This window comes from Pseudomonas sp. DNDY-54 (assembly GCF_019880365.1).
Classification (GTDB): Bacteria; Pseudomonadota; Gammaproteobacteria; order Pseudomonadales; family Pseudomonadaceae; genus Stutzerimonas; species Stutzerimonas stutzeri_P.
Window position 1 is genome coordinate 2,995,483 of record NZ_CP082271.1, and the last position, 23,290, is coordinate 3,018,772.

A 23,290-nucleotide genomic window follows, 5' to 3' on the forward strand; every position below is an offset into this window, starting at 1 on the left:
GAGTATTCATGTTCAAGCACTTCATGATGAGCGCCGCGGCGCTGAGCTTCGCCGTATTGACTGGCTGCGCGTCGGTACCCATGGAATCGCCCGAGAAGGATCAGGCTTACAAGGCCTTCCCAACGCCACCACAGGACCAGGCCGGTCTCTACATCTTTCGCGACTCGATGCTCGGGGGAGCGCTAAAGAAGTCGGTGAAAATCGACGGTGAAGTCATCGGCGAAACCGCGCCCAACACCTATTTCTATCGTTTGATCACGCCAGGGTTGCATTCGCTTGCCACCGAATCGGAGTTCAGCGACAACCTCATCGAGCTCAATGCCAAGCCCGGCAAGAACCACTACGTGCGCCAGTCAATCAAGATGGGGCTGTTCGTAGGCGGAGCCAAGCTGACCGAAGTGTCTGAAAGCGAAGGCCAGAAAGCCGTGGCAAACACCGAACTCGCTCGCTAGTCGTCCAATTCGAGCGCAACAATAAAAAGCCCCGTCATCGCGGGGCTTTTTCATGTCGGCTGTACGCGCTGAGCGCCCGGTCAACTCTTCACGCAGGCAAACAACGCATTCCCCGAATTACCACCCCAGGGAATGAGCCTCTGATAATCGTGCTCGAGCACGTGGACGTCGAAGTGCGGCTTCAGCAGGTCGGAGAGTTCACTGAAGCTGACGGCGACCATGGGATGCTCGTCTTGCCATACCTGGCTGTCGCCGGCGAGGGTCCGCTCGATACGAAGCTTGAGTAGCTGGCTTTCGCCAGTGCCGGCGTAGTGCCAGCGGGAGCTGAAAGTGAACAGGCCATCGTCATGCCGGGCGCTGTGCGACACATAGGAGCGGTTGTCGATGCTGTGCTTGTCGACGGCGTTGAAGCAGAACAGCCCACCGGCCGCTAACGCGCTGTGTGCACTGGCGATACAGGCCTTCAACCGCTCGACGCTAGCGCTGTAGTGGATGGAGTACAGGAAGCAGGTAATCAAATCGACTGGCTGATCCAGGGTGAAACCACACATGTCCTGCCGGGAGAAATGCGCTTCCGGGCAGCGGATGGCCGCTCTGTCCAGCATGGGCTGATTGATGTCGAGCCCGCTGCTCTCGAAGCCCGCGTCGATGAAATGCCGCACATGCGGCCCGGTCCCACAGGCGAGATCCAAGTGCGTCTTTCCGCCATTGCCGAACAGCTGTTGAAGCCGATGAATACAGTGGCTTTGTGCGCTGTAGTCGATGTCGGCACACATGAGGTCGTAGTAACCCGACAAGTCGGTATAGAGCGCATTGCCGGGCATGATGGCCTGCTGGTCGAGCGGGAGCGTTGAGGGGCGCGCATCATAATCTCAACCCCGGCACGGTGGAATGGCCCCGTAGTGGCCGAGGGCAAACACGAGGAAGGTGGCGGGCCTTACAGGCGCCTGAGCCCGCCACCCTTCTCGCCTTAAGGACAATCACTCATCCGGAATCTCTGCCTCGACCAGCTTCGCCAGCAGTGTCAGCGACTCCTGCCAGCCGAGATAGCAGGCTTCGGCGGGAATCGCGTCGGGGATACCTGCCTGGATGATGTTCAGCTCGGTACCGCAGGAAACCTGTGTGAACGTCACGGTCACTTCAATGGTGCCCGGTAAGCCGGGATCATCGAACCTGTCTTCGTAGCGGATGCGCTGGTTTTCCAGCAGTTCCAGATACTCGCCACTGAAGCATTGGGTCGTGCCGGTGGTGAAATGGGTGAACGACATCCTGTAACGGCCACCAACACGCGCATCGAGCTCATGCACCTTGCCCGTGAAGCCATTCGGCGGCAGCCATTTAGCCTTGGCGTCTGCATCGAGGAACGCGCGGTAGAGGCGGTCTGGCGTCGTTCGCAAGACGCGGTGAAGACGGACGGTGCTGGTCATGGCGGTTCTCCATTGGTTGCGGGTTCGCCTTGATAGTCGAACGCAGGAGGAGGATTTCGACGACCGCGTGCGTCTTGTGATCCATCAGGTGTTCTCGTGATAGGCAATCGATCGATGGCGGTCAGGCCGTATCGCTTGAACCCGCGAGTGAGCGCAGACACAGCTGCTCCATGCAGCCGGCCCAGGCGTGCATGCGATCCGCTTCGAGCTGCACCAGCATGGCGTAACGGCGCCCGCCCCAAACGGAAAGATGAAGCGCTTCCAGGGTCGCAGCAGAGGGGCGCACCGGCAGGTCGGTGGCGACGTCGATGACTCGCTGCCAGGCGCCCAACAGATCTTCGTAAACCCTTCGCTGATGCTTGGGCTCGGCCACCAGCGTTTCCAATTCGAGCATGTCCGGGTGAAACCACGGCAGCTGCGGCTCGACCCCGGCCAGAGCGCGCACCAGCCGCCGGATGCGTTCGTGCCAGGCCAGCGCGGTTGGCGCTATCGCCTGCACGTCGATCGCATCCAGCAACTGCTCGACGCAATAGCGCACGTAGCCCGAGTGCAGCGCATGTTTACTGGGGAAATAGTCATACAGCGTACCAATGGCCACGCCGGCTTCCAGAGCAACCGCTCGGGTGGTCAATCGAGACCAGCCGTCGCGCTGCCAAATCCGAACATAGCTGTCGAAAATCGCCTGAACAGTGGCCTTGGCGCGCCGCTGAGTAGGCCGTTTGAGCGGCTTGGCGCTCGGCAATCGTGTGCTCATCTAATCCGAACCCGGCGGTGAAACGAAAGGGCTACAGTCAATGCCGTCCATTTACGAACCCAAGGTGCCATTGATGAGCGTCATTCGCCAGTTGCAGAACAACAAGAAAGACATGGAGCAGACCCGCCTTCAGACCCAGGCCATGCCGGAACTGAAACCCGGCGAAGCCCTGCTGCGGATCAGCCGACTGGCCCTGACCACCAACAATGTCACTTACGCGGCGTTCGGCGAAACCCCTCACCTGCGTTACTGGGACTTCTTCCCACCGGGCGATGCCGACTGGTTCCACATGCCCGCCTGGGGATTTGCCGAGGTCGTGGAAAGCACCGTTGATGGCCTCGCGAAAGGCGAACGCTTCTATGGCTTCTGGCCGATCGCCAGCCATTTGGTCATGCAACCGGTGCGGGTCTCCGAGCGCGGTTTCTACGACGGTGCCGACCATCGACTTGAACTCACATCAGCCTACAACCAGTACCAGCGCATCAGCAGCGACGACGCCTATCGCGCCGAGAGCGAGAACTACCAGATGCTGTTGCGCCCGCTGTTCATCACCTCGTTCATGCTGGCCGACTTCCTGGACGACAACGCCTTCTTCGGCGCACGCCAGATTCTGATCTCCAGCGCCTCGAGCAAAACGGCATACGGCACTGCATTCTGCCTGCAGGATAACCCCGCCGTGCAGGTCATCGGCCTGACATCACCCAGCAATACCGACTTCGTCAAGCGTCTCGGCTGCTACCGTCAGGCGCTGGCCTACGACCAGCTCGCTTCGCTGGACCCGAGCGTGCCCACGCTCTACGTGGACTTCTCCGGTAGCGCGAGCCTTCGTCAGCAGATTCATGGACACTTCAAGGACGCCCTGGTGTACGACTGCTACGCCGGGTCCGCCCAGAGTCACGAATACAGCAAGCGTGACCAGACGCTGGCCGGCCCGCAGCCGCAGCCCTATTTCGCGCCTTACCAGATCAAGAAACGCAACGCCGACTGGGGCCCCGCCGAGGTGACCCGCCGCTTCAACGAAGCACAGCTGGCCTTCATTGCCCGCGTGAGCGACGCACAGCAGCCTTGGATGCAGGTGAACGAGCACGCCGGCCTTGAAGCGGCGCAGACGCTCGCCGAATCCTTGATCAAAGGCGCTATCAATCCGCTGGAGGGGCACGCCGTGGTCCTCGACTGAACAGTGGTCGGAAGTGCCTGACGGTGATCGAACGCGCCGCGATTGGCGAACAGCCAGCGCGGCGAAGCGCCTGGAAAAGGCGGAGATCTCCCTACCGCCCGTGCAATGCCAGCCCCCACGTTGCGGCTTACGCGTCCCGTCTGCGCGACGTGCTTCGCGGCTGTAGCTGGTCCAGCGCCTCCGAGTTCTGCCTCGCCCAGTCGTAGATCATCTCGATAGGCTGGACCATGAGTTTGCCCAACGGCGACAGCGCGTAGCTCACCGCCGGGGGTACGGTGTCGAGCGTGTGGCGTTCAATCAGCCTGCTCGCTTCCAGCTCGCGCAGCGTCTGGATCAGCATTTTCTTCGAGATGCCCGGCAGGCTTCGGTGCAGCGCGCCGCTCCGCGCTACGCCGTCGTGGCGGGCCTGTAGCGTGTGCAGAATCATGCTGGTCCACTTGGTCGAGAAAAGCTCGAGCACGCGGCGTGGCGCGCAGTCTTCGCGCCATTGTTCTTCATCAGAGCTGGGTTGCATCGGGGATGGTTACCATTTGGTGCCGACTTGGAGCGGCATTTTTGAGGGGGTAAGGTGCAGGCCTGTTTCATTTTGTGGGGGTCTGGACATGACAAATCAAGCACTGGTGGTCGGCGCGAGTGGCATCGTGGGTAGCGCGGTGTCGCGCCTGCTGGCCAAAGAGGGCTGGGCCGTCGCCGGGCTGGCCCGTCGACCGAACGCCGAAACGGGCATCACGCCGATCAGCGCGGATCTCTTGAACCCCTCTGCATTAGCCACAGCGCTGAGCGGCGTGTCGCCCACGCATCTCTTTCTGACCACCTGGGCTCGGCAAGCCAGCGAGGCGGAGAATATCCGTGTCAATGCGCAAATGGTGCGCAACGTGCTCGAAGCCGTCCGCCCGTCCGGCTCGGTTCGCCATGTGGCGCTGGTCACCGGTCTCAAGCATTACCTCGGCCCGTTCGAAGCCTATGGCAAGGGCTCGCTGCCGCAGACACCGTTTCGTGAGGAACAGGGGCGGCTCGACGTCGAGAACTTCTACTACGCGCAAGAGGACGAAGTGTTCGCGGCGGCCGACCGAGATGGCTTCACCTGGAGCGTACACCGGCCCCACACCGTCACCGGCGTGGCCGTGGGTAATGCGATGAATATGGCAACCACGCTGGCCGTCTACGCGTCCATCTGCCGGTTTACTGGCCGACCCTTCCGTTTTCCGGGCTCGGATGTGCAGTGGAACAGCCTGACCGACATGACCGATGCGGATCAGCTGGCCAGGCATCTGCGCTGGGCCGCGACCACACCGGCAGCTGCCAATCAGGCCTTCAACATCGTCAATGGTGATGTGTTCCGCTGGAAATGGATGTGGTCGCGCATTGCCGAGTGGTTCGGTATCGAGGCGGCAGCGTTCGATGGCCAGCCCGCGCCACTGGAGCAGCAGATGGCCAACGACGCCGAGGTCTGGGCAGAAATGACCAAGCAGTTCGGCCTGGCTGAAGCGGACATCGGCAAGCTCATCTCGCCATGGCACACCGATGCGGATCTGGGCCGACCTATCGAGGTGGTGACGGACATGTCGAAGAGTCGGAAACTAGGCTTTCTGGACTACCAGGCGAGTGACGAGGCGTTCTTCAACGTGTTCTCGACGCTGCGTGCCCGCAAGCTCATCCCCTGATCGCCGCCGGTTACGTCGCAGCCACCGGCGTTCGGGCTGTCCCGTATACTCGCGCGTTTTCCGCGCGAGTCTTCCCTTGTGAGCAACAAACGATACGCCTGCATTGGCCTGAGCAACCCGAAGTCGCCCTCGAACGTCGGCGCAATCATGCGGGCGGCGGGCTGCTATGGCGCGGCCTCGGTGTTCTATACCGGCACCCGTTATGACCGCGCCAAGGACTTCATCACCGACACCAAGAAGGTCCACCAGGACATTCCGCTTATCAACATCGACGACCTGCGCAAGATCCTGCCCCTTGGTTGCGTGCCGGTCGCCGTGGAGCTGGTCGAAGGTGCACGCGCCCTCCCCGAGTACACGCACCCGGATCGGGCCCTATACATCTTCGGTGCCGAAGACGGATCGCTGAGCAAGGAAATCCGCGACTGGTGCGAGGATGTGGTGTACATCCCCACCAACGGCTGCATGAACCTCGCCGCAACGGTGAATGTGGTGCTTTATGACCGCTTGGCCAAGGGCAACAACACACGCTCCGGCCCAGGCTTCGGACGCGAACCCCAGCCGAACACCTAGGCCCGCTGCCGCATTCGCCAAATCGGTACGTTCAGCACTGGCCGTACGCCTAGCCGCGGTCGGCAGCTCGGTTATCAGGTCATTTTCTCGATAGCGTTTTAGCGTCTAGCCTGAGGAGCTGACCTCACCACCGCCGGGGACGCCGATGACGAGCACCGAACTAACCGATTGCTACACGGGCTACATTGCCTGTTTGAACAGCCAGAACTGGTCCGAGCTGGGCCAATTCGTCGATGAGGATGTGCATTACAACGGTCAGCGAATTGGGCTTGAGGGCTATCGTGCGATGCTCGAGAACGACTTTGAAGCCATCCCCGATCTGCATTTCAACGTCGGGCTGCTGATCGCCGAGCCGCCGCGTGTGGCCTGTCAGTTGCGGTTCGACTGCCGGCCCGTTGGCGAATTGTTTGGCTTCCCGGTAAACGGGCGAACGGTGCAATTCAGCGAAAACGTGTTCTACGAATTCCGGAACGGAAGGATCTGCAACGTCTGGTCAGTCATCGACAAGGCGGCAGTTGGCGCCCAACTCGAAGGCCACTAGCGGGAGGTCATGCGTGAAGTCGTGGTAGCGGCCGCGGTCGGGCGTTCTAGCCGTGCCCGTCCACAGCCGCGCAACGGCAACAGGACGGGCCGAAGAGACGGCCGCCACCCGCCCACGTATGACGAAACAATCGGTGCGAGCCGCTTCGGTTCAGGACTTGGCCATCACCAGTACAAACCCCACGACAATCCCCGCCAGGGCAATCAGCCAGCCGATCCGATGCGCACGGTTCTTTTCGGCCTGGCGCACGGGGTCCACGGGTTTTTTCTTTCTCACGTTCCACCTGTCTGTCGGTCTATACGGCGCACGCTGAGAAGGGGGTCGAGCCTGCTCAGCACAATGCGCGCCTTTTTAGGCCGTAAGGGTGGGATTGTCCAGCGGGTCGCCCCGCTGTGATCAGGAAACTCAGCCGGCCATGCGATGCGGCTGTTATCCGAGCGGGCTCTCGCCCGGGTTCGGTTCGACATCAGATTCGGCTTCTTTCTCCGACTCGGCGTTTTCGCCTGAATCAGGCGCGTCTCCGTATTCATCGTAATCGGGCGGGGTCAGCCCATCTTTTAGCGGGTCTTTGGGGTCGATCATTTCAGCGGTCCTCGTGGATTCGGCGATGTCGTGAAGCTGCTGAGATTGGAACCCGCCAAAAGACCGTGGTTCGGCTATCTGGCCGGGCGCCGTCTGAATGAGCCATCGTCCGGGCTGTCCGCTACACATGAGAACGCGCCACTCCCCAGAGGGAGCAGCGCGCTACAGGCTGCGGTACCGCTGAGGCTTACTGGGTCTGCATGACCGACGCCGTATTGCCGTTGCCGGATTGCATGATGAATGCACTGTTGGCCTGCATATCGTTTTGCATGACGGTCGCCACGTTGTAGGTACCCATTTGCGTCACGTTCGCATACTGGTCAGCGCCAAACTGCTCGACGTCGATGGTGTTGTTGTTGCCGCCCATTTGCAGCGCATCGACGATGAGCGAGTCGCCATCCTGCGCGATATCCACGTTCTGGTTGTCTCCGACTGACATGCCCTCGACGTCGTTATTGCTGCCGGCCTGAGTGAGGGTTGCCACGTTGGCGTTACCGTCCTGCAGGAAATTCAGCTCGTTGCCGGTGCCGGTCTGCGAAGCGGTCAAGTCGTTGCCCTCGCCGGTCTGGCTGACCGAGGCGTATGCATCCGTCGCACCGGTCTGGGTGATCGAGCCCCTGTTGTAGTTGCCGTACTGCTGCAGGTAGGCCTCGTTCCCCTCGCCTTGTGTCTGGGTCACAGTGCCGTCGTTCCAGTCGCCCTCCTGAAGCACGTCGGCCAAGCTGTTAACCGTACCGTACTGGTCGATCTCTGCCAGGTTATTGGAGCCATCCTGTTCCTGAAGCGCGGTGACCGAGGTGGAATGCTGCTGGTAGACGCTCGCACTGTTGCCGGTGCCGTTAGTCTGGATCTGTTCAGACAGTGAATTGCCGGACGTAGCGAACTGCTTTGCATAGAGTTCGCTGTTGGTCGAGCTGTCGGTCTGTTCCTGAACTGCCCGGGCGAATGAGTCGGTCTCCTGGTAGATCTCGACGGTCCCGTTATCGCCCGCCTGATATTGCTCAGCCTCGTTCATCCGGGTGTTGTAGATACCGTTTTTCTGAGTGACGGTGGCCGTGTTGTTGTCTCCGGTCTGCTCCTGGATGGAGGTATCGAAGTTAGCGAACGCCTGGGTCGCGAACACGGTCAGGATGGCAGCAGCGAGGGGTTTGAACTTGAACATGTTGTTTCTCCATGGATGTTTTTGTTCTTAAAGGCACTTCCTTTACCGGTAGTGGCGGACCAGCACCGTACTGCGCTGGCGCGGGTAAAAGCCCACGCCAGGGTGCAAACGGGCACGGCAGTAAGCCCGGCTGCTCATGGCGTCCGTCAAGACGCGCTGTTCTTGCTCGGCAGGCGATTCGCGCTGCGAAAAGCGGATCGATTGTGGTGATTCGCGAGGTGGGTCAGCGACGGGCTTTGCGCGTGGAGTGGAGCAGCTTTGAATGCGCGGCTGCGGCCAATCACGTCAATCAGCGAGGTCTGGGTAGCACTCGTGGGGTGGGAAAGCTCCGTCGGCCCTTGCATGGCAGGTTCCTAGCGTCCGTTGTCTGGTTGCGATCATGCGCAACGCCATCGCGGGCGGAATCCATCCAACGAGCGAAATGCATCTGTCTGAAGGCGCAGCCTGTCTGGACCTGACCAACGGTTGTGGGTCGCTAGCGTCGGCGGACCAAACCTGACCAGCCGAGAGCAGTCGGCTGCTGTGATGACTGGCGCGCGGCCAATCACCGTCCGCCAAACATGCCGACCCAGAAAATCCCGGCGTCGCTCTGGGGATCCACTGCGTAGGCAGCACCCAGTTCGCTGAACTGCGGGTTCATGATGTTGGCGCAATGCCCCGGGCTCGCCAGCCAGCCTTCGACCACACGGCGCGGCCGGTCCAGCGCGGCGGCGATGTTCTGGCCGACCGGCGAGCCGGTAAAGCCGGCCAATTCCGCCCTGTCACCTGGCGTGCGACCGTCTGGATCGAGGTGGCTAAAGAAGTTGCCATTGGCCATGGCTCGGCTGTGCGCGTCTGCCAGGCTGGCAAGTGTCGTGTTCCAGGTCAGCGGCGGCGCAGCCGAAAAGGATACGCCCCCACACTGGCGCGGCGTTGTGCGGGCGCGATTGACCTCCTCCAGCAGCCGCTGCCCTTCCGCCTGCCAATCCCTGAGGTGGCCACCCAGCAACGGCCGCGCCAGGACGATGCGCCAATCGCGGCCTTCACGGCTGACGCCGATGTCGGCGTACTGCGGGTCGAGTACCACGCGGCAAAAGCTTTCGCGCAGCGCTTGCATGGCCGCCTGAGCATCGCGCGGGCCGGACAGGCTCATGGCTTGCACATTGGCCATGGGGTAACCGGCGCGGGCCAGCGAGCCCTGAAGATCGCCGGCGCCAGCGGCCGGCAGCAGCACCAAACGCGAGTCCGGCGCAAGCGCTGTCAGCTCTTCACTGGCCCGACCGTCGCAACGCTGGACTGCGCTGCGGTAATGATTGATCGCCTCGATCAGCTGGGCTTCCTGCCCCTCGTCTGCGCCAACGGCAACCCGACCACTGCCGAGCAATACGACGAGAAGCAGCGAAGGAGTAAGCAGGCGCATGATCGTCTCCAGCGAACCGAAATCAGGAACGCTGAAGATGCACCGTGAACGCTCGCCAAGTCGAGCCCGCGCAACCGTCGCACACGAATAGAGGCCGTTTCGTTCCGGGGCCATTCGGCACTTGCCGTATCGGCAGGCGCTCAATCTATAATCGTTCTTATTTGCACCGGACTAACCATGGCCTCTTCTGCAGTCCGCCAGATCCTGGCGATCGAAGACGACCCGATTCTCGGCACCCACCTGAAAACGTCGCTGGAGCACCGCGGGTTTGACGTCACGCTTGCTGATAACGGCCGCGCCGGTCTGGCGTTGGCACGCGCGTCGTCGTTCGACTTGATCCTGCTGGATGTGATGCTGCCGGAGCTCAGCGGCATGGAATTGCTGACCCAGTTACGCAAGGACCAACGTACACCCGTGCTGATGATGTCCGCGTTGGGCAACGAGGCACACCGCATCCAGGGCTTCGATAGCGGCGCCGACGATTACCTGCCCAAGCCGTTCAGCATCGAGGAATTGCAGGTGCGTATCGCCGCGATCCTGCGACGCGTGGCCTATGAGCGCAGCAGCATGCCACCCGCGGCGAATGATGACTTGATTCGGTTCGACGATCAGCGCTGTGATGTGCGTTACGACGGGCGCTGGGTCGGTTTAACCGCCACCGAATACCGGCTGATCAAGGTGCTGCACGAGTCTGCGGGTGAGGTGCTGAGCAAACCCTTCCTCTATCAGCAGGCCCTGCGCCGCGGTTACTCACAACACGATCGCAGCCTGGACATGCACATCAGCAACATCCGCCGCAAACTGGTGCGCGAGAAGGTCACGGCGCTGCGCCTGGAATCGGTATGGGGCAAGGGCTACGTGCTGGATCTGCAGGCCAGCTGATGCCCAATCGCCATTCGCTGTTCTGGCGCCTGGTGGTGCTCGTCGCCGGGTTTTGTCTGTCAATGATCTGGGCCGGCGGGTACGTGGGCCGGCAAATCGACCGGACCAGTTCCTATTTGTCGCAGGACGCCCACGACGTGCTGGCCGGCTATGCCGATGAAGCGCATCGCGCCCTGCAAGCAGGGCCCGATGCGCTGGGCCAATGGATCACCGCGATGCATCAGCGCGAGGTGGACTGGCTGGTGGTCGTGGATCGGCAACTCCAACCGCTTGGCGGGCAGCGACTGACTGACCAAGAGCGGGAAATGCTCACCTTCGTACGTCATTACGAATGGCCCATGAGCCGCCGCAATCAAGGGATGCCGTTGGTCTCGGTGCCAATAGAGGACAGCGGCGCGCGGCTCATCCTGCGCTTACCGGAACGCTTCCGGCCCTGGCGCAACCATGCGCTGCTCACGGCCGGCGCGGTGTACCTGCCGCTGGTTCTGTTGTCGGTGCTGTTCTGCGGGTTGCTTTATCGCGTGCTGGTCTCGCCGCTAGACAGCTTGCGTCGGCAGGCCAATGCACTGAGCGGCCACCGTCTCGATGCGTTGCTTCCGGCTGCGATTGCCGGGCGCAACGACGAGCTGGGCGAACTAGGGCGGTCCCTGGAATACCTCACCCGGCGTCTGCGCGATTCCATCGATCAACAGCAACAGTTGCTTCGTGACCTGTCCCACGAGCTGCGCACGCCACTCAGCCGCCTGCGCGTAGCCTGTGAAAGCGACTTGAGCATCGAGGACATGCGCCGCCGCACCGACCGCGAAATCACCAGCATGCAGCACCTGGTCGACAGCACGCTGGAGTTCGCCTGGCTCGACAGTGAGCAGCCCCGCTTCGAATGCGAGGCGGTTGAGGTCGCGGCGCTCTGGGACATGCTGAGCGAAAATGCTTGCTTCGAAGCCGGCTGGTCGCGCGAGCGTATCCAGGCGCAGGTCCCGGACGATTGCCGGGTCCTCGGCAACCTCAACGCCCTGGCGCAGGCGATGGAAAATATTCTGCGCAACGCGATCCGCTACTCCCCGTCTACCGGCACGGTCACCCTGTCGGCGGAACGCGACGGCTCGCATTGGCAACTGCGCATCGAAGACCAGGGCCCCGGTGTACCAGCGGATCAGCTCTCATTGATCTTCCGGCCGTTCGCGCGGCTCAGTGCGGCACGCCCCGGCGGGGACGGCTTCGGGCTGGGCCTCGCAATCGCCAGAAGCATGGTGCTGATGCAGGGCGGCGACATCTGGGCCGAGAACCGCGACGCGGGTCTATGTATGACCATCCGACTGAGAAATGTATAGATTGTAAATGCGCTTTACTCTCAAATGAGAATACATAGCATTGCTGCAAATTGAGCGTGCGCTCCGCTTCATAGCTGAAGAGCGGCACGTTCAGAACCGCAACGGCGAAATGTTCTCAGGGAGACTGTTGTACATGGTGATTTTCAATCGGCATCGACTGGGGTGTGCGGTCGCGATGGCAACCTGGATGAGCACCCCTGCAAGCGCCGAGCAGCCGGTCGAACTTAATAAAGTCGTCGTTACCGCTTCGGGTTTTGAGCAACAAATAAAAGAAGCGCCTGCCTCCATCTCGGTCGTTACGCGCGAAGACCTCGAGAAAAAATCCTATCGAGATGTCACCGATGCACTGCGCGACATCCCAGGTGTAGTGATTACCGGCGGCGCCAGCTCCAGTGACATCAGCATCCGGGGCATGGCCTCCAAATACACGTTGATCCTCATCGACGGCAAGCGCATGGAATCCCGGGCTACGCGCCCCAACAGTGACGGCCCAGGCATCGAGCAAGGGTGGACGCCGCCGCTCGAGGCGATCGAGCGCATCGAAGTGGTGCGCGGGCCGATGTCCTCCCTCTACGGTTCAGATGCTATGGGCGGAGTGGTCAACATCATTACGCGAAAGGTAGCGGACAGCTGGCACGGCGGTTTGCGCACTGAAAACACCTTTCAAGACCGCTCTGATTCCGGCGACTATCGCACCCTCAACGGCTATCTCTCCGGACCGCTGGTCGACGGGCTGCTGGGCCTGCAGCTTTATGGACAGACGTCACAGCGCGACGAGGACGATATCCTCCGCGGCTTCAACGAGCAAAAGACTAACAGCGGCACTGCAAAGCTGTCGTTCACACCTAACGATTCCAACGATCTGGTGCTGGAAGGTGGAAAAGTCGAGCAGAAACGCAACGCAACCGTCGGTCGATCCGGGTCGGGCAACACCGACTCGCTCTCGGATTATGACCGGACGCATGTCTCTCTTAGCCATACCGGCCGCTGGAGCATGGGCCAGTCCGAGACCTACCTGCAGCAGGAGCGTATCGAGAATCCTGGACGGGAAATGGAGCTGGAGAACAGCGTCTTCAATACCCAAACGTCATTGTTTATTGGCAACCATGTTGCGACTGTCGGCGGCCAGTACAAATACGAAGACCTGACTGACGAGGGTAACCAGTTGGCCGGTGCCGAAGACTTGACGCGTCTAACGCGATGGTCGTGGGCATTGTTCGCAGAAGACGAGTGGAGTTTGACCGACACCTTTGCACTGACGACCGGGCTGCGGATGGATCGCGACGAGAACTATGGCACTCATTGGTCTCCACGCGTCTACGGTGTGTGGCAAACAACCGATCATTGGACGGCAAAAGGCGGCGTTTCAAGCGGCTATCGCTCGCCCGATATTCGCGCTGCCGTCGATAACTGGGGTCAGATCACAGGCGGCGGGCAAGGTGATCCGGCGGTCATCGTAGGCAATTCAGCCCTCAAGCCCGAAGAAAGCCTGAGCCAGGAAATCGGCATCATGTGGGACAGCCTGAACGGCTTCTCTACCGGCCTGACCCTGTTCAACACCGATTTCAATGACAAGATCACTGAGTTGCGTCGTTGCACTGACAGCACGGGAACGGCTTCCGGTCAATGCGTCGTCAATGGCGAGGCCTACCGCTTCATCAGTGACCGCGTAAACGTCGATGAGGCGCGCATGCGCGGCGTCGAAGCGACATTGGACTGGGCGATCACCGAAAGCGTGTCCTTGGGTGCCAACTACACCTATACAGACTCTGAGCAGCGAAGCGGTGATTTCCGCGGCGAGCCCTTGAATCAGATGCCCAAGCACATGTTCAACACGACGCTGGACTGGCAGGCCAGTGACCGTCTTGGTACGTGGGCCCGTCTTAATTATCGCAGCGAAACGTCCGAATACCTGTCTCGCACCAGCATGGCTGAAAGCACCCCTGCGTACACGCTGGTCGATGTTGGTGGGACTTACGACCTGAGCAAAAACCTCAAGTTGCTGGCTGGCGTCTACAACGTCTTCAACGAAGAGATCGATTACGAAAGCTATGAAACTGTTCTTGACGGCCGCCGTTACACGGTCGGAATGAATCTATCGTTCTGAAGACAACGGGACGCTTGCAGTATCGAGCGTCCCGATTCGCAAGTGCCGTTCGCTGAACGTAATTATCCAGAGTGGACCCGATCGACACTCTGGATACTCAAGCCAACCGGAACCCGGTGCCGAACTGCTTGGTAGCCCGTTGGGCACTTTCTCGTTTGAATTTCTTCGAGTACCTGACGTGGCTCGTTCCGTATCGCAATCCCGTCGTACCTGGCCCCGCGTCGCCGCGCGTACTGGCCTCGCCATCATGGGCGGCTACGCCTTTACCTACGCCTTCACCGCCGCGCTGGCCCGGCTGCTTCCGGTGAATCCGGTAGACGCCTCGACCATCGCCTCGCTGCTGTCGTTTGTGGTGTATCTGCTATTTATCTTGTGGGTCTTCGCCGCAGTCTCCATACGCCGGGTGCTGCTCGGCCTGAGCATGGCCCTGCCGTTGGCAGTCATCGGCTTCGGGCCCCAGTTGCTGGAGGCCTGGCGATGAAAGGCAGCCTGACGCAATCCATGTCCTGGTTGCATACCTGGTGCGGGCTGTTGCTCGGCTGGGTGCTATTCGCGATCTTTCTGACCGGCACGTTGGCGGTCTTCGACAAGGAGATCAGCTGGTGGATGCAGCCTGAGTTGTCGGACAGGACTCAGTCTCCAGCCGCTGCGGCGAACGTGGCGCAGCGCTGGCTGATGGCACACCACCCTGACGCATCGCACTGGAACATCAACCTACCCACCGAGCGCTCACCCGACCTCAGCGTTTCGGTCGGCGAGCGCCGCCGTGGCGCCGAACAGACCCAGCTGGACCCGCGCTCAGCAGAAACCGTAAAGGCGCGGGAGACCGTCGGCGGGAATTTCTTCTTCCATTTCCACTACACCCTGCACTTGCCGCGAATATTGGGCGTGTGGGTCGTGGGGTTCGCGGCGATGGCGATGCTGGTGGCGCTGATCAGCGGCATCATCATCCACAAGAAAATCTTCAAAGAGTTCTTCACCTTCCGCCCGGCCAAGGGGCAGCGTTCCTGGCTGGACGGCCATAACGCCAGCGCCGTTCTGCTATTGCCGTTTCATCTGATGATCACCTACACCGGACTCGCCATTTTTTTCGTCCTTTACATGCCAGCAGCCGTGGATGCGCTGTACGACGGTGATCGCCAGGCCTACTTCCGCGACGCACAGTCGTCCCGGGCTGCCGAGCAGGGCCAACAGGCTCAACAAGGACCACATCGCGAGCAGGCGCTGCGAGGCGAAGGGCGCAACTCGGTTACCGCACCCGCGGCACCACTCCTCGCCTTGAGCGAGTTCGTCCGCAACGCTGAGGCTCACTACGGCCAGGGCATGATCGGCGGTCTGGCCGTGAGCAATCCAGGTCGGGCCAACGCCGAGGTCACGGTGCGCCCCGTACTGGGCAATCGCATCGAACTGACAAAAGGCGAAGGCATCGTCTTCAGCGGTGTTACCGGCGAGCTGATCCAGTCGCCCGAGCCGTCGCGCGCTAGCCTGCTGACCCAACGGGTGATGGCGGGTCTGCATTTTGCTCAGTTTGGCGGTTACCCGATGCGCTGGCTGTACTTCATCTGCGGCCTGATCAGCTGCGCCATGATCGCGACCGGGTTGGTGCTCTACACCGTCAAGCAACGCAGGCAAGCCAAGGTCAATCAGCACTTTCTTCGGCTCGTTGAAAGCACCAACGTGGCGATTGTTGCCGGGCTGTCGCTGGCCTGCATCGCGCTTCTCTGGGGCAATCGGCTATTACCCGCCGAGCTGAATAGCCGACAGGCGTGGGAGCTGCGGATATTCTTCGGTCTATGGGCGTTGAGCTGGGTGCATGCCTGGGGCCGTAAGCCTTTGCACGCGTGGCGCGAGCAGCTATTCGCCACCGCCGCACTGGCGCTGTTGTTGCCGGTGCTGGACATGGCCACGACCAACACGTCGCTCGATGGCATGCGGTTGTCCGTTCTCGCCAGCGTCTCGCTACTCGGTCTGCTGATTGGCTGGATCGCCTGGCGAATTCAGATCCCCATCTCAGCCAGAACGATGCGGCCCGCTCCGATCAAGCAGCCGGCTCCGGGTGTCTCGTCATGAGTAGTACAGCCCTGCTCGCCAGCCTGCTGCTGGCCTATTCCGGCATGCTCGGTTTTTGTTTGGGCAAGGAACGTCATTGGAAACAGCTGGCTCACCCTCGGCTGCCGGCCCGACTGCGCCGTCTCGCGGCGCCGAGCGGCGCGCTACTGCTAGGCCTCGCCGTCTATGTGGCTGGCCACGTCTGGCCTGGCGGCATGGCGGTGGTCGGCTGGTTTGGCCTGATTTCACTGGCCGGCCTCGCCCTGCTCATGCTGATCCCGTATGCGCCGCGCGTGGCGACAGCGCTGCCACTAGTGGGCGGCACGATCTGGGCGCTAGTGGTGCTGGCAACTTAGCGGTCGACCATGGAAACGCCATGGCAGATATGAGCGGAAGCATCCTTATGCCAACGAGGATTGTCTGAGCCAGATACTTCCGTCCGGACTGTAATGGCTGCCGGATATGACGGTTGACGCTACGTGTCCCGAACTGCATGCCGCACCCGCTATCAGGTCTGCTCTTCAATGACGCCTTAATCACGCCAGCAAAGTTTAGCCAGCCGCTTCACACGCCCGGCGGCCGACCCAAATGGCCCGCAAGCTATTACAATGCGCGCCTTCGATCTACACCCGGTCCGCGCTCATGTCCCTGCCCCAGCATCACCTCGAACTGCTCTCCCCTGCCCGGGACACGACCCTTGCACGTGAAGCCATCCTGCATGGCGCCGACGCGGTGTATATCGGCGGGCCGAGTTTTGGGGCGCGGCACAACGCTGAGAACAGCGTGGCGGACATCGCCGAGCTGGTGAAATTCGCCCACCTGTTTCATGCCCGGGTGTTCGTCACCATCAACACCATCCTCCATGACGACGAACTGGAAGCCGCGCGGGCGCTGATCTGGCAGCTCCACGAGATTGGTGTCGATGCGCTGATCGTGCAGGACATGGGTGTCATGGAAATGGACATCCCGCCGATCGAACTTCACGCCAGCACCCAGACCGACATCCGCACCCTGGAGCGCGCCACGTTTCTCGACAAGGCCGGGTTCTCTCAGCTGGTGCTGGCCCGCGAATTGAACCTGCAGGAAATCCGTGCGATCAGCGATGCGACCGATGCGACGATCGAGTTCTTCATTCACGGCGCCCTGTGCGTGGCGTTTTCCGGACAGTGCAACATTTCCCATGCGCAAAACGGCCGCAGCGCCAACCGTGGCGATTGCTCCCAGGCGTGCCGCCTGCCCTATACGCTCAAGGATGACCAGGGCCGCGTCGTTGCCTTCGACAAGCATCTGCTGTCGATGAAGGACAACAACCAGAGCGCCAACCTGCGCGCGCTGGTCGATGCCGGCGTGCGTTCCTTCAAGATCGAGGGGCGCTACAAGGACGTGAGCTACGTGAAGAACATCACCGCGTACTACCGCCAGCGCCTCGACGAGATCCTCGCAGACCGCCCTGACCTGGCCCGCGCGTCCAGCGGCCGCACCGACCATTTGTTCGTGCCGGACCCGGACAAGACCTTCCATCGCGGCAGCACCGATTACTTCGTGACCGACCGCAAGATCGACATCGGCGCCTTCGACTCGCCGACCTTCACCGGTCTCGCCGTGGGTGAAGTGCTCAAGATCGGCAAGCATGACCTGACCGTGCAGACCCGTGAGCCGCTGTCCAACGGTGACGGCCTCAACGTGCTGATCAAGCGCGAGGTGGTGGGTTTTCGCGCCAGCGTGGTCGAGCCGCTGAAGCAGTTCGAAGAGGACGGCCAATCGCTCTGGCAATACCGCGTCGAACCCAACGAGATGCCCGACGCGATCCGCCAGCTACGTCCGAACCATCCGCTCAACCGCAACCTGGACCACAACTGGCAGAACGCGCTGCTGAAGACTTCCGCCGAGCGCCGCATCGGTGTGCGCTGGCTGGCCAAGCTGCGTGCGGACGAACTGGAACTGCACGTCACCAGCGAAGAAGGCGCCTATGCCAGCGTCTCGCTGGCCGGCCCCTTCGGCGAAGCGAAAAAGCCCGAGCAGGTGCCCGGCCAGATCGCCGACCTGCTGAGCCAGCTGGGCACCACGATCTACCACGCCGAAGAAGTCGACGTGGACGCGCCCCAGGCGTTCTTCATTCCCAACTCGCAGCTCAAGTCGCTGCGCCGCGAAGCCATCGAGGCGCTCACCGAAGCCCGTGAAGCGATCCGCCCGCTGGGCAGTCGCAAAGCCGTCAGCGTGCCGCCACCGGTTTACCCAGAAGCGCACCTGTCGTTCCTCTATAACGTCTACAACGAGAAAGCCCGGGCGTTCTATCACCGTTACGGCGTGCAGCTGATCGATGCGGCCTACGAGGCCCACGAAGAAACCGGCGAAGTGCCGGTGATGATCACCAAGCACTGTCTGCGCTTCTCCTTCAACCTCTGCCCGAAACAGGCCAAGGGTGTGACGGGCGTGCGGACCAAGGTCGCACCGATGCAGCTGATTCATGGCGATGAAGTCCTGACGCTGAAGTTCGACTGCAAGCCCTGCGAGATGCACGTGATCGGCAAGATCAAGGGCAACATCCTCAACCTGCCGCAGCCCGGCAGCGCCAGCAGCGTCGTCGGCCATATCACGCCGGCCGACCTGATGAAGACCATTCGTAGCAAGCCCCACGCCTGAGCCCTGTCGAGAATCAACCCGGAATTGCCTCACGGCGGCGGAATGCATTCGGCGCTACACATCGTAGGGCTGAACCTGTTCGGCCGCGGGCACTGCGGTAAGGCGGCGGCACGGCGTTACGCAAATCCCTTGTGAGGGTTGGTCGCTCTCCGTTACGTTCGACGTGCCCGACTGACGGGTCAGAACAATAACCGCAGCCTTAGGCATGCCCTTGCAAGGAAACACCATGAGATCTCTGATCACGGCTGGCATCTTGCTGGCCAGCGGCGCGACCTTCGCCGCGCCCTCCTCCTCAGTGCTCGATGAAGCCCAACAGCGCGGTACGTTGAAGGTCTGCACCACCGGTGACTACAAGCCCTACACCTTCCTGCGCGACGACAAACAGTACGAAGGCATCGACATCGCGCTGGCCGAGTCGCTCGCTAAATCGCTGGGCGTGAAAGTCGAGTGGGTTCCAACGACATGGAAAACGCTGATGCCGGATTTCCTCGCTCAATGCGACATGGCCGTCGGTGGCGTGTCCATCTCGCTGGAGCGGCAGAAAAAGGCGTTCTTCAGCGACCCCATTGCCGTGGACGGCAAGATCCCCTTCGTTCGCTGCGACGAGGTCGAGAAGTACCAGACCATCGAACAGCTCAACCAGCCCTCCGTGCGGCTGATCGAGCCACCAGGTGGCACCAACGAGGCCTTCGTCCATCGCGAGTTGCCCAAGGCTCAGCTCGAGCTGTTTCACGACAACACAGTGATTTTCAAGTCCGTCGCCGACAACAAGGCCGACGTGATGATCACCGACTCGTCAGAAGCGCAGTACCAGCAACGCAACTATCCGACCCTGTGTGCGGTGAACCCCGACAAGCCCCTGCAGTACAGCGAAAAGGCCTTCCTGCTTCCGCGTGACGATGTGGCGTTCAAGGCCTACGTCGACCAGTGGCTGCACCTGACCAAGGCGACTGGCGAATACCAACGCATCGCTGATACCTGGCTGGCCAAGCCGAGCGAGTGAACCGATAAGGCGGACCCGGGCGATGCAGGTCCGCCTTTGGTTTGCCCGTCACGCTTACCGCCTCGGCGCGTACGCCGCCGAGCCGTAAACACAGGCGGGCGCGCGCACGACGGTGTGTCATGCGGACGTCATAGCGCTCGCTTCGCTACTCAGCAAAACTTACGGACGCGGCGACACTCTTAATGGCACCGCGCCGCCTAGCGAGCGCCAGCACACCACCTAGCAGACAAGGATCGATCATGCTCCACAGGCCAGCCGTTTGGTTAACTACCCTGCTCGCGGTCGTCGCCCTTGCGGGCTGCACCACACCCACCCCGAAAACACCCTCACCACAAGCGCCACCCGCCGCACCGACCACCGAGTTGATCGGCTCCGGCAAGGCCTCCTACTACGGAAGCCAGCATCACAACAAGCTGACCGCCAGCGGTGAGCGCTTCGATCAGGGCGCGCTGACCGCAGCTCACCGCACCCTGCCCTTCGGCACTCACGTGCGGGTCATCAACACGCGCAATGGCAAAAGCGTGGTGGTCCGCATCAACGACCGTGGGCCGTTCGTGCGGGGCCGCATTATCGACTTGTCCAAAGCGGCCTTTCAGAGCATCGCCAGCACCCGCTCCGGGATTATTAGGGTGCGCCTGGAAAAGGTTGAGTAGCCGAACAAATCCTTTGCAGGCGGCATCAAGTCGGGGCGCAGCGTGCCGATAGATTGTCACGTCCCCTCCCGCCCGGTGCTTCCATGTTCAATGGTCAATTAAAAAAACAACTCGAAGAACAAGCCGCAGAGCTTTTGCTGCTTCGCCAGCTGCGCGACCAGATGAACGCGACACTGCTGTCGATCACGCTCGACACCGAGTTCCGAATGGCCGCCATCAACCCGGCATTTGCCAAGACGCTCGGCTACACAGTTGAGCAGCTGCAAGGCCGGCCAATGGCTGAGATCGTTCCGGCGTACGTCAAGAACCTGCCCTGCTTCCACAATTTCCGGGCCGCTGTCGCCAAGCTCGCGCCCGTGAGCGATGACTACCGTTTTCTGCGCACCGACGGCAGTCTGGCGTGGCTGCACATCGACTGGTTCCCGATCAAGAACGCCCAGGGCAGCTTGCTGCAGATCAGCGGCTATGCGCGTGAAGTGACTAAAGAACTGCAGCTCGCCAAGGAAAACGAGGCGTTCATCAACGCACTGCTTCGCTCCACCGCTGTGATCCAGTTCAACCTGGACGGCACCGTCGTAACGGCCAACGATCAATTCCTGCAAGGCATGGGTTATTCGCTGAAGCAGATCGTCGGCAAGCATCACAGTATGTTCTGCACCACCGAAGAAGCGTCTTCGCAGTCCTACAAGGCCTTCTGGCAGACTCTCAATCGGGGCGAATTCGTCGCCAATCGCTTCAAGCGCATCGACAGCATGGGCAGGGACGTCTGGCTGGAAGCAACGTACAACCCGGTCTACGACACCGAAGGCACGCTCTGCAAGGTCGTGAAGTTCGCCAGCGTTGTGACCGAGCAGGTCGCGCGTGAGGAAGAAGTTCGCGAAGCGGCCAGCATCGCCTACGACGTGTCGCGCAAGACGGACACCAGTGCCGAGCGCGGTGCCGTGGTGGTCAAGGACACGGTAGCCACCATGCAACGCATCGCCGAGGAAGTCGAATCAGCCACTCAGGGTATCGAGGCGCTGGGCCAGCAGTCCCATCTGATCAGCTCCATCGTGCAGACCATCGGCGGCATCGCCGCACAGACCAACCTGCTCGCGCTCAACGCCGCCATCGAAGCGGCGCGTGCCGGTGAGCAGGGTCGCGGGTTTGCGGTCGTCGCCGATGAGGTACGCCAACTGGCTGGCCGGACCAGCGCGGCTACCGAGGAAATCGTCAGCGTGGTCCAGAAAAACCAGTCACTGGTCGACGAAGCCGTACGGGAAATGGCCAACAGCCGCGAGCAAGCCGCTCAGGGTTTGTCCCTCGCCAATCAGGCCGGCGCGGTGATCGTCGAGATCCAGGACGGCGCCAAACAGGTCGTTAGCGCCGTTGGCCGCTTCGCCAATGAGCTGAAATAACCGCGTCGGAAGACCGGTCTGAATGCACGGACGCTGTCTGTGCATTCCCTTCTTTCAGCGTTGGTTCTGTCTCGGGATTCGGGTCCGTAACACGTCGAAACCCCGCGAGGGCCAACGCCATCCCATTCTGAGTGTTCAGCCCGTCGAACACGGCACTGTGAGCCCCTGATTGCCAGGAGTCAGCTCACCGTCGTGCTCATCGGACGCGCAAAACGGTACGTGGCGAAACAGCACAGCACCACGCCGCTCAACGCCAGCAAGCCGCCGACGATGCCGACATTGCTCAGTCCCAGATGAAGCGTGACCAGGCTCCCCAGCAGCGCCCCGCCGCCAATCCCGACGTTATAGATGCCGGAGAACATGGCCATGGCGACGTCGGTCGCATCGGACGCGAGGTTGAGTACCTTGGTCTGCAGCGCCAGACCGAAGCACATCCCGGCGATTCCCCAGACCACCACCAGCGCACCTAGCAACGAGCTGTCCCGCGCGGCGGGCAGCAACAGCAGCAGGCAGGTCGCCATGGCCGAAATTGCCGCGATCAGAAAGCCCCTCGGGTAGCGACCGCTGTAACGACTGAACAGCACCGAACCCAGGATGCCGGCGCCGCCGAAGAGCAACAGCAGCACCGTCGTCATTTCACCGCTGAGGTGCGCGATGGTCTGGGCGAAGGGTTCGATATAGGTGTAAGCGGTGAACTGCGCCGTGATCACCAGCGCAGTCAGCACGTAAGCGGCCACCAACGCTGGGCGCTTGAACAGCACCGGCAGGCTGCGCAGCGATCCGGAGTTCTGGCTGGGCAGCAATGGCAGGGTGCGCGCCAGCACCACAACGACCAGCGCGGCGATCCCGGCAATGGACAGGAATGTCGTGCGCCAGCCGAGTGCTTCACCGACGACACGACCCAACGGAATGCCCAGCACCATGGCCAGTGCGCTCCCCGTCGCCAACAAGCCCAGCGCCTGAGCCTGCTTGCCTTCAGGCGCAACACGCACGGCCAACGATGCAGTGATCGACCAGAACACCGCGTGCGCCAGCGCGATGCCAATCCGACTGAGCATCAGCATGCCGAAGCTTGACGCCACGCTCGAGACCAGGTGGCTACCAATAAACACCACGAAGACGAACATCAGCAGCGTGCGGCGCTCGACATTGCGCGTCAGCAGCATCATCGGCAGCGACATCAACGCAACCACCCAGGCGTAGATGGTCAGCATCAAGCCGACCTGGGCGGGCCGCATATCGAACGAGCGCCCGATATCACTGAGCAAGCCGACCGGGACAAACTCGGTGGTGTTGAAGATGAAAGCGGCAAGAGCCAGTGCAACGACACTGAGCCAACTGCCGGGCTGGGCGTTCGATTCGTTCATGTAGACAGGTCTGACTGCGGTGCATTGGTGGAGGGATGCCGCATGGCATCCGGGCACGAATGGCGATTGGAAGATGACAAGCCGCTTGAAAGTCCACAACGCGGTCGCGCCGCTACTCCGAAGAAGTACG

General features: G+C 61.5%; 23 protein-coding genes and 2 pseudogenes. 16 read left to right on the forward strand and 9 right to left on the reverse strand.

Annotated elements, in window-relative coordinates; genetic code table 11:
* The first annotated feature begins 8 nt into the window (after window positions 1-8).
* On the forward strand, window positions 9-452 hold the full coding sequence (locus K4O48_RS13800) for a DUF2846 domain-containing protein (RefSeq protein ID WP_222908979.1): 444 nt from the start codon (window positions 9-11) through the stop codon (window positions 450-452).
* Between the two features lie 80 nt (window positions 453-532).
* Here K4O48_RS13800 and K4O48_RS13805 read toward each other — a convergent pair whose 3' ends face one another.
* From K4O48_RS13805 to K4O48_RS13815, 3 genes are all read right to left on the reverse strand, one after another.
* Entirely contained in the window at window positions 533-1,276 is a 744-nt protein-coding gene (locus K4O48_RS13805; protein WP_222908980.1) for a class I SAM-dependent DNA methyltransferase, read from the reverse strand.
* Window positions 1,277-1,432: 156 nt separating this feature from the next.
* Window positions 1,433-1,879: an SRPBCC family protein gene (locus K4O48_RS13810; RefSeq protein ID WP_222908981.1), complete on the reverse strand. Its 447-nt coding sequence runs from the start codon at window positions 1,877-1,879 to the stop codon at window positions 1,433-1,435.
* A gap of 121 nt (window positions 1,880-2,000) precedes the next feature.
* Window positions 2,001-2,633: a TetR/AcrR family transcriptional regulator gene (locus tag K4O48_RS13815; protein ID WP_260523629.1), complete on the reverse strand. Its 633-nt coding sequence runs from the start codon at window positions 2,631-2,633 to the stop codon at window positions 2,001-2,003.
* 73 nt (window positions 2,634-2,706) lie between these two features.
* Between K4O48_RS13815 and K4O48_RS13820 the strand changes: the two genes are divergently transcribed.
* A complete protein-coding gene (locus tag K4O48_RS13820; RefSeq protein ID WP_222908982.1) occupies window positions 2,707-3,810 on the forward strand; it encodes a DUF2855 family protein in 1,104 nt (367 codons plus the stop codon).
* Between the two features lie 127 nt (window positions 3,811-3,937).
* Here K4O48_RS13820 and K4O48_RS13825 read toward each other — a convergent pair whose 3' ends face one another.
* Window positions 3,938-4,324: a winged helix-turn-helix transcriptional regulator gene (locus tag K4O48_RS13825; protein WP_222908983.1), complete on the reverse strand. Its 387-nt coding sequence runs from the start codon at window positions 4,322-4,324 to the stop codon at window positions 3,938-3,940.
* Window positions 4,325-4,412: 88 nt separating this feature from the next.
* Between K4O48_RS13825 and K4O48_RS13830 the strand changes: the two genes are divergently transcribed.
* The 3 genes from K4O48_RS13830 (at window position 4,413) to K4O48_RS13840 (ending at window position 6,585) form a co-directional block, all read left to right on the forward strand.
* Entirely contained in the window at window positions 4,413-5,474 is a 1,062-nt protein-coding gene (locus K4O48_RS13830; protein WP_222908984.1) for an SDR family oxidoreductase, read from the forward strand.
* Between the two features lie 78 nt (window positions 5,475-5,552).
* Window positions 5,553-6,044, forward strand: a complete 492-nt coding sequence (locus K4O48_RS13835) for an RNA methyltransferase (protein ID WP_222908985.1) — start codon at window positions 5,553-5,555, stop codon at window positions 6,042-6,044.
* Between the two features lie 145 nt (window positions 6,045-6,189).
* Window positions 6,190-6,585, forward strand: a complete 396-nt coding sequence (locus K4O48_RS13840) for an ester cyclase (protein WP_222908986.1) — start codon at window positions 6,190-6,192, stop codon at window positions 6,583-6,585.
* 150 nt (window positions 6,586-6,735) lie between these two features.
* On the opposite strand, the gene K4O48_RS20520 is transcribed toward K4O48_RS13840, so the two are convergent.
* The 4 genes from K4O48_RS20520 to K4O48_RS13855 form a co-directional block, all read right to left on the reverse strand.
* Window positions 6,736-6,861 (reverse strand): hypothetical protein, encoded by a 126-nt coding sequence (locus K4O48_RS20520; RefSeq protein ID WP_260523630.1) that lies wholly within the window; start codon window positions 6,859-6,861, stop codon window positions 6,736-6,738.
* Window positions 6,862-7,014: 153 nt separating this feature from the next.
* Window positions 7,015-7,167, reverse strand: coding sequence for a hypothetical protein (locus K4O48_RS13845; RefSeq protein ID WP_222908987.1), 153 nt, complete (start codon window positions 7,165-7,167; stop codon window positions 7,015-7,017).
* A gap of 187 nt (window positions 7,168-7,354) precedes the next feature.
* Window positions 7,355-8,329, reverse strand: coding sequence for a hypothetical protein (locus K4O48_RS13850; RefSeq protein WP_222908988.1), 975 nt, complete (start codon window positions 8,327-8,329; stop codon window positions 7,355-7,357).
* A 544-nt stretch (window positions 8,330-8,873) separates the two neighbouring features.
* Complete coding sequence (locus K4O48_RS13855) at window positions 8,874-9,728, reverse strand: CAP domain-containing protein (RefSeq protein WP_222908989.1); 855 nt, start codon at window positions 9,726-9,728, stop codon at window positions 8,874-8,876.
* 177 nt (window positions 9,729-9,905) lie between these two features.
* Between K4O48_RS13855 and K4O48_RS13860 the strand changes: the two genes are divergently transcribed.
* The 11 genes and pseudogenes from K4O48_RS13860 to K4O48_RS20760 all read left to right on the forward strand — a co-directional run.
* Window positions 9,906-10,610 carry a response regulator transcription factor gene (locus K4O48_RS13860; protein WP_222908990.1) on the forward strand — a complete coding sequence of 235 codons (705 nt, stop codon included), beginning with the start codon at window positions 9,906-9,908 and terminating at the stop codon, window positions 10,608-10,610.
* Entirely contained in the window at window positions 10,610-11,941 is a 1,332-nt protein-coding gene (locus K4O48_RS13865) for a sensor histidine kinase (protein ID WP_222908991.1), read from the forward strand. Before K4O48_RS13860 ends, K4O48_RS13865 begins: the two co-directional genes overlap by 1 nt.
* A 187-nt stretch (window positions 11,942-12,128) precedes the next feature.
* Window positions 12,129-14,048 carry a ligand-gated channel protein gene (locus K4O48_RS13870; protein ID WP_260523631.1) on the forward strand — a complete coding sequence of 640 codons (1,920 nt, stop codon included), beginning with the start codon at window positions 12,129-12,131 and terminating at the stop codon, window positions 14,046-14,048.
* A 178-nt stretch (window positions 14,049-14,226) separates the two neighbouring features.
* A complete protein-coding gene (locus K4O48_RS13875) occupies window positions 14,227-14,529 on the forward strand; it encodes an iron transporter (protein WP_260523632.1) in 303 nt (100 codons plus the stop codon).
* Window positions 14,526-16,118 (forward strand): PepSY domain-containing protein, encoded by a 1,593-nt coding sequence (locus tag K4O48_RS13880; protein WP_222908992.1) that lies wholly within the window; start codon window positions 14,526-14,528, stop codon window positions 16,116-16,118. The genes K4O48_RS13875 and K4O48_RS13880 overlap by 4 nt, the downstream gene beginning before the upstream one ends.
* Window positions 16,115-16,453, forward strand: a complete 339-nt coding sequence (locus tag K4O48_RS13885; RefSeq protein WP_222908993.1) for a DUF3325 domain-containing protein — start codon at window positions 16,115-16,117, stop codon at window positions 16,451-16,453. The genes K4O48_RS13880 and K4O48_RS13885 overlap by 4 nt, the downstream gene beginning before the upstream one ends.
* A gap of 286 nt (window positions 16,454-16,739) precedes the next feature.
* Window positions 16,740-18,740, forward strand: coding sequence for a peptidase U32 family protein (locus K4O48_RS13890; protein WP_222908994.1), 2,001 nt, complete (start codon window positions 16,740-16,742; stop codon window positions 18,738-18,740).
* 226 nt (window positions 18,741-18,966) lie between these two features.
* Complete coding sequence (locus K4O48_RS13895; RefSeq protein WP_222908995.1) at window positions 18,967-19,743, forward strand: transporter substrate-binding domain-containing protein; 777 nt, start codon at window positions 18,967-18,969, stop codon at window positions 19,741-19,743.
* A 239-nt stretch (window positions 19,744-19,982) separates the two neighbouring features.
* Complete coding sequence (locus K4O48_RS13900; RefSeq protein ID WP_260523633.1) at window positions 19,983-20,396, forward strand: septal ring lytic transglycosylase RlpA family protein; 414 nt, start codon at window positions 19,983-19,985, stop codon at window positions 20,394-20,396.
* Window positions 20,397-20,602: 206 nt separating this feature from the next.
* Window positions 20,603-21,208: pseudogene (locus K4O48_RS20755) on the forward strand (PAS domain-containing protein); the annotation flags it as partial.
* Window positions 21,209-21,355: 147 nt separating this feature from the next.
* Window positions 21,356-21,793 (forward strand): annotated as a pseudogene (locus K4O48_RS20760) (methyl-accepting chemotaxis protein); the annotation flags it as partial.
* 179 nt (window positions 21,794-21,972) lie between these two features.
* On the opposite strand, the gene K4O48_RS13910 reads toward K4O48_RS20760, so the two are convergent.
* Window positions 21,973-23,160 carry a sugar transporter gene (locus tag K4O48_RS13910; RefSeq protein ID WP_073302112.1) on the reverse strand — a complete coding sequence of 396 codons (1,188 nt, stop codon included), beginning with the start codon at window positions 23,158-23,160 and terminating at the stop codon, window positions 21,973-21,975.
* Window positions 23,161-23,290 lie beyond the last annotated feature (130 nt).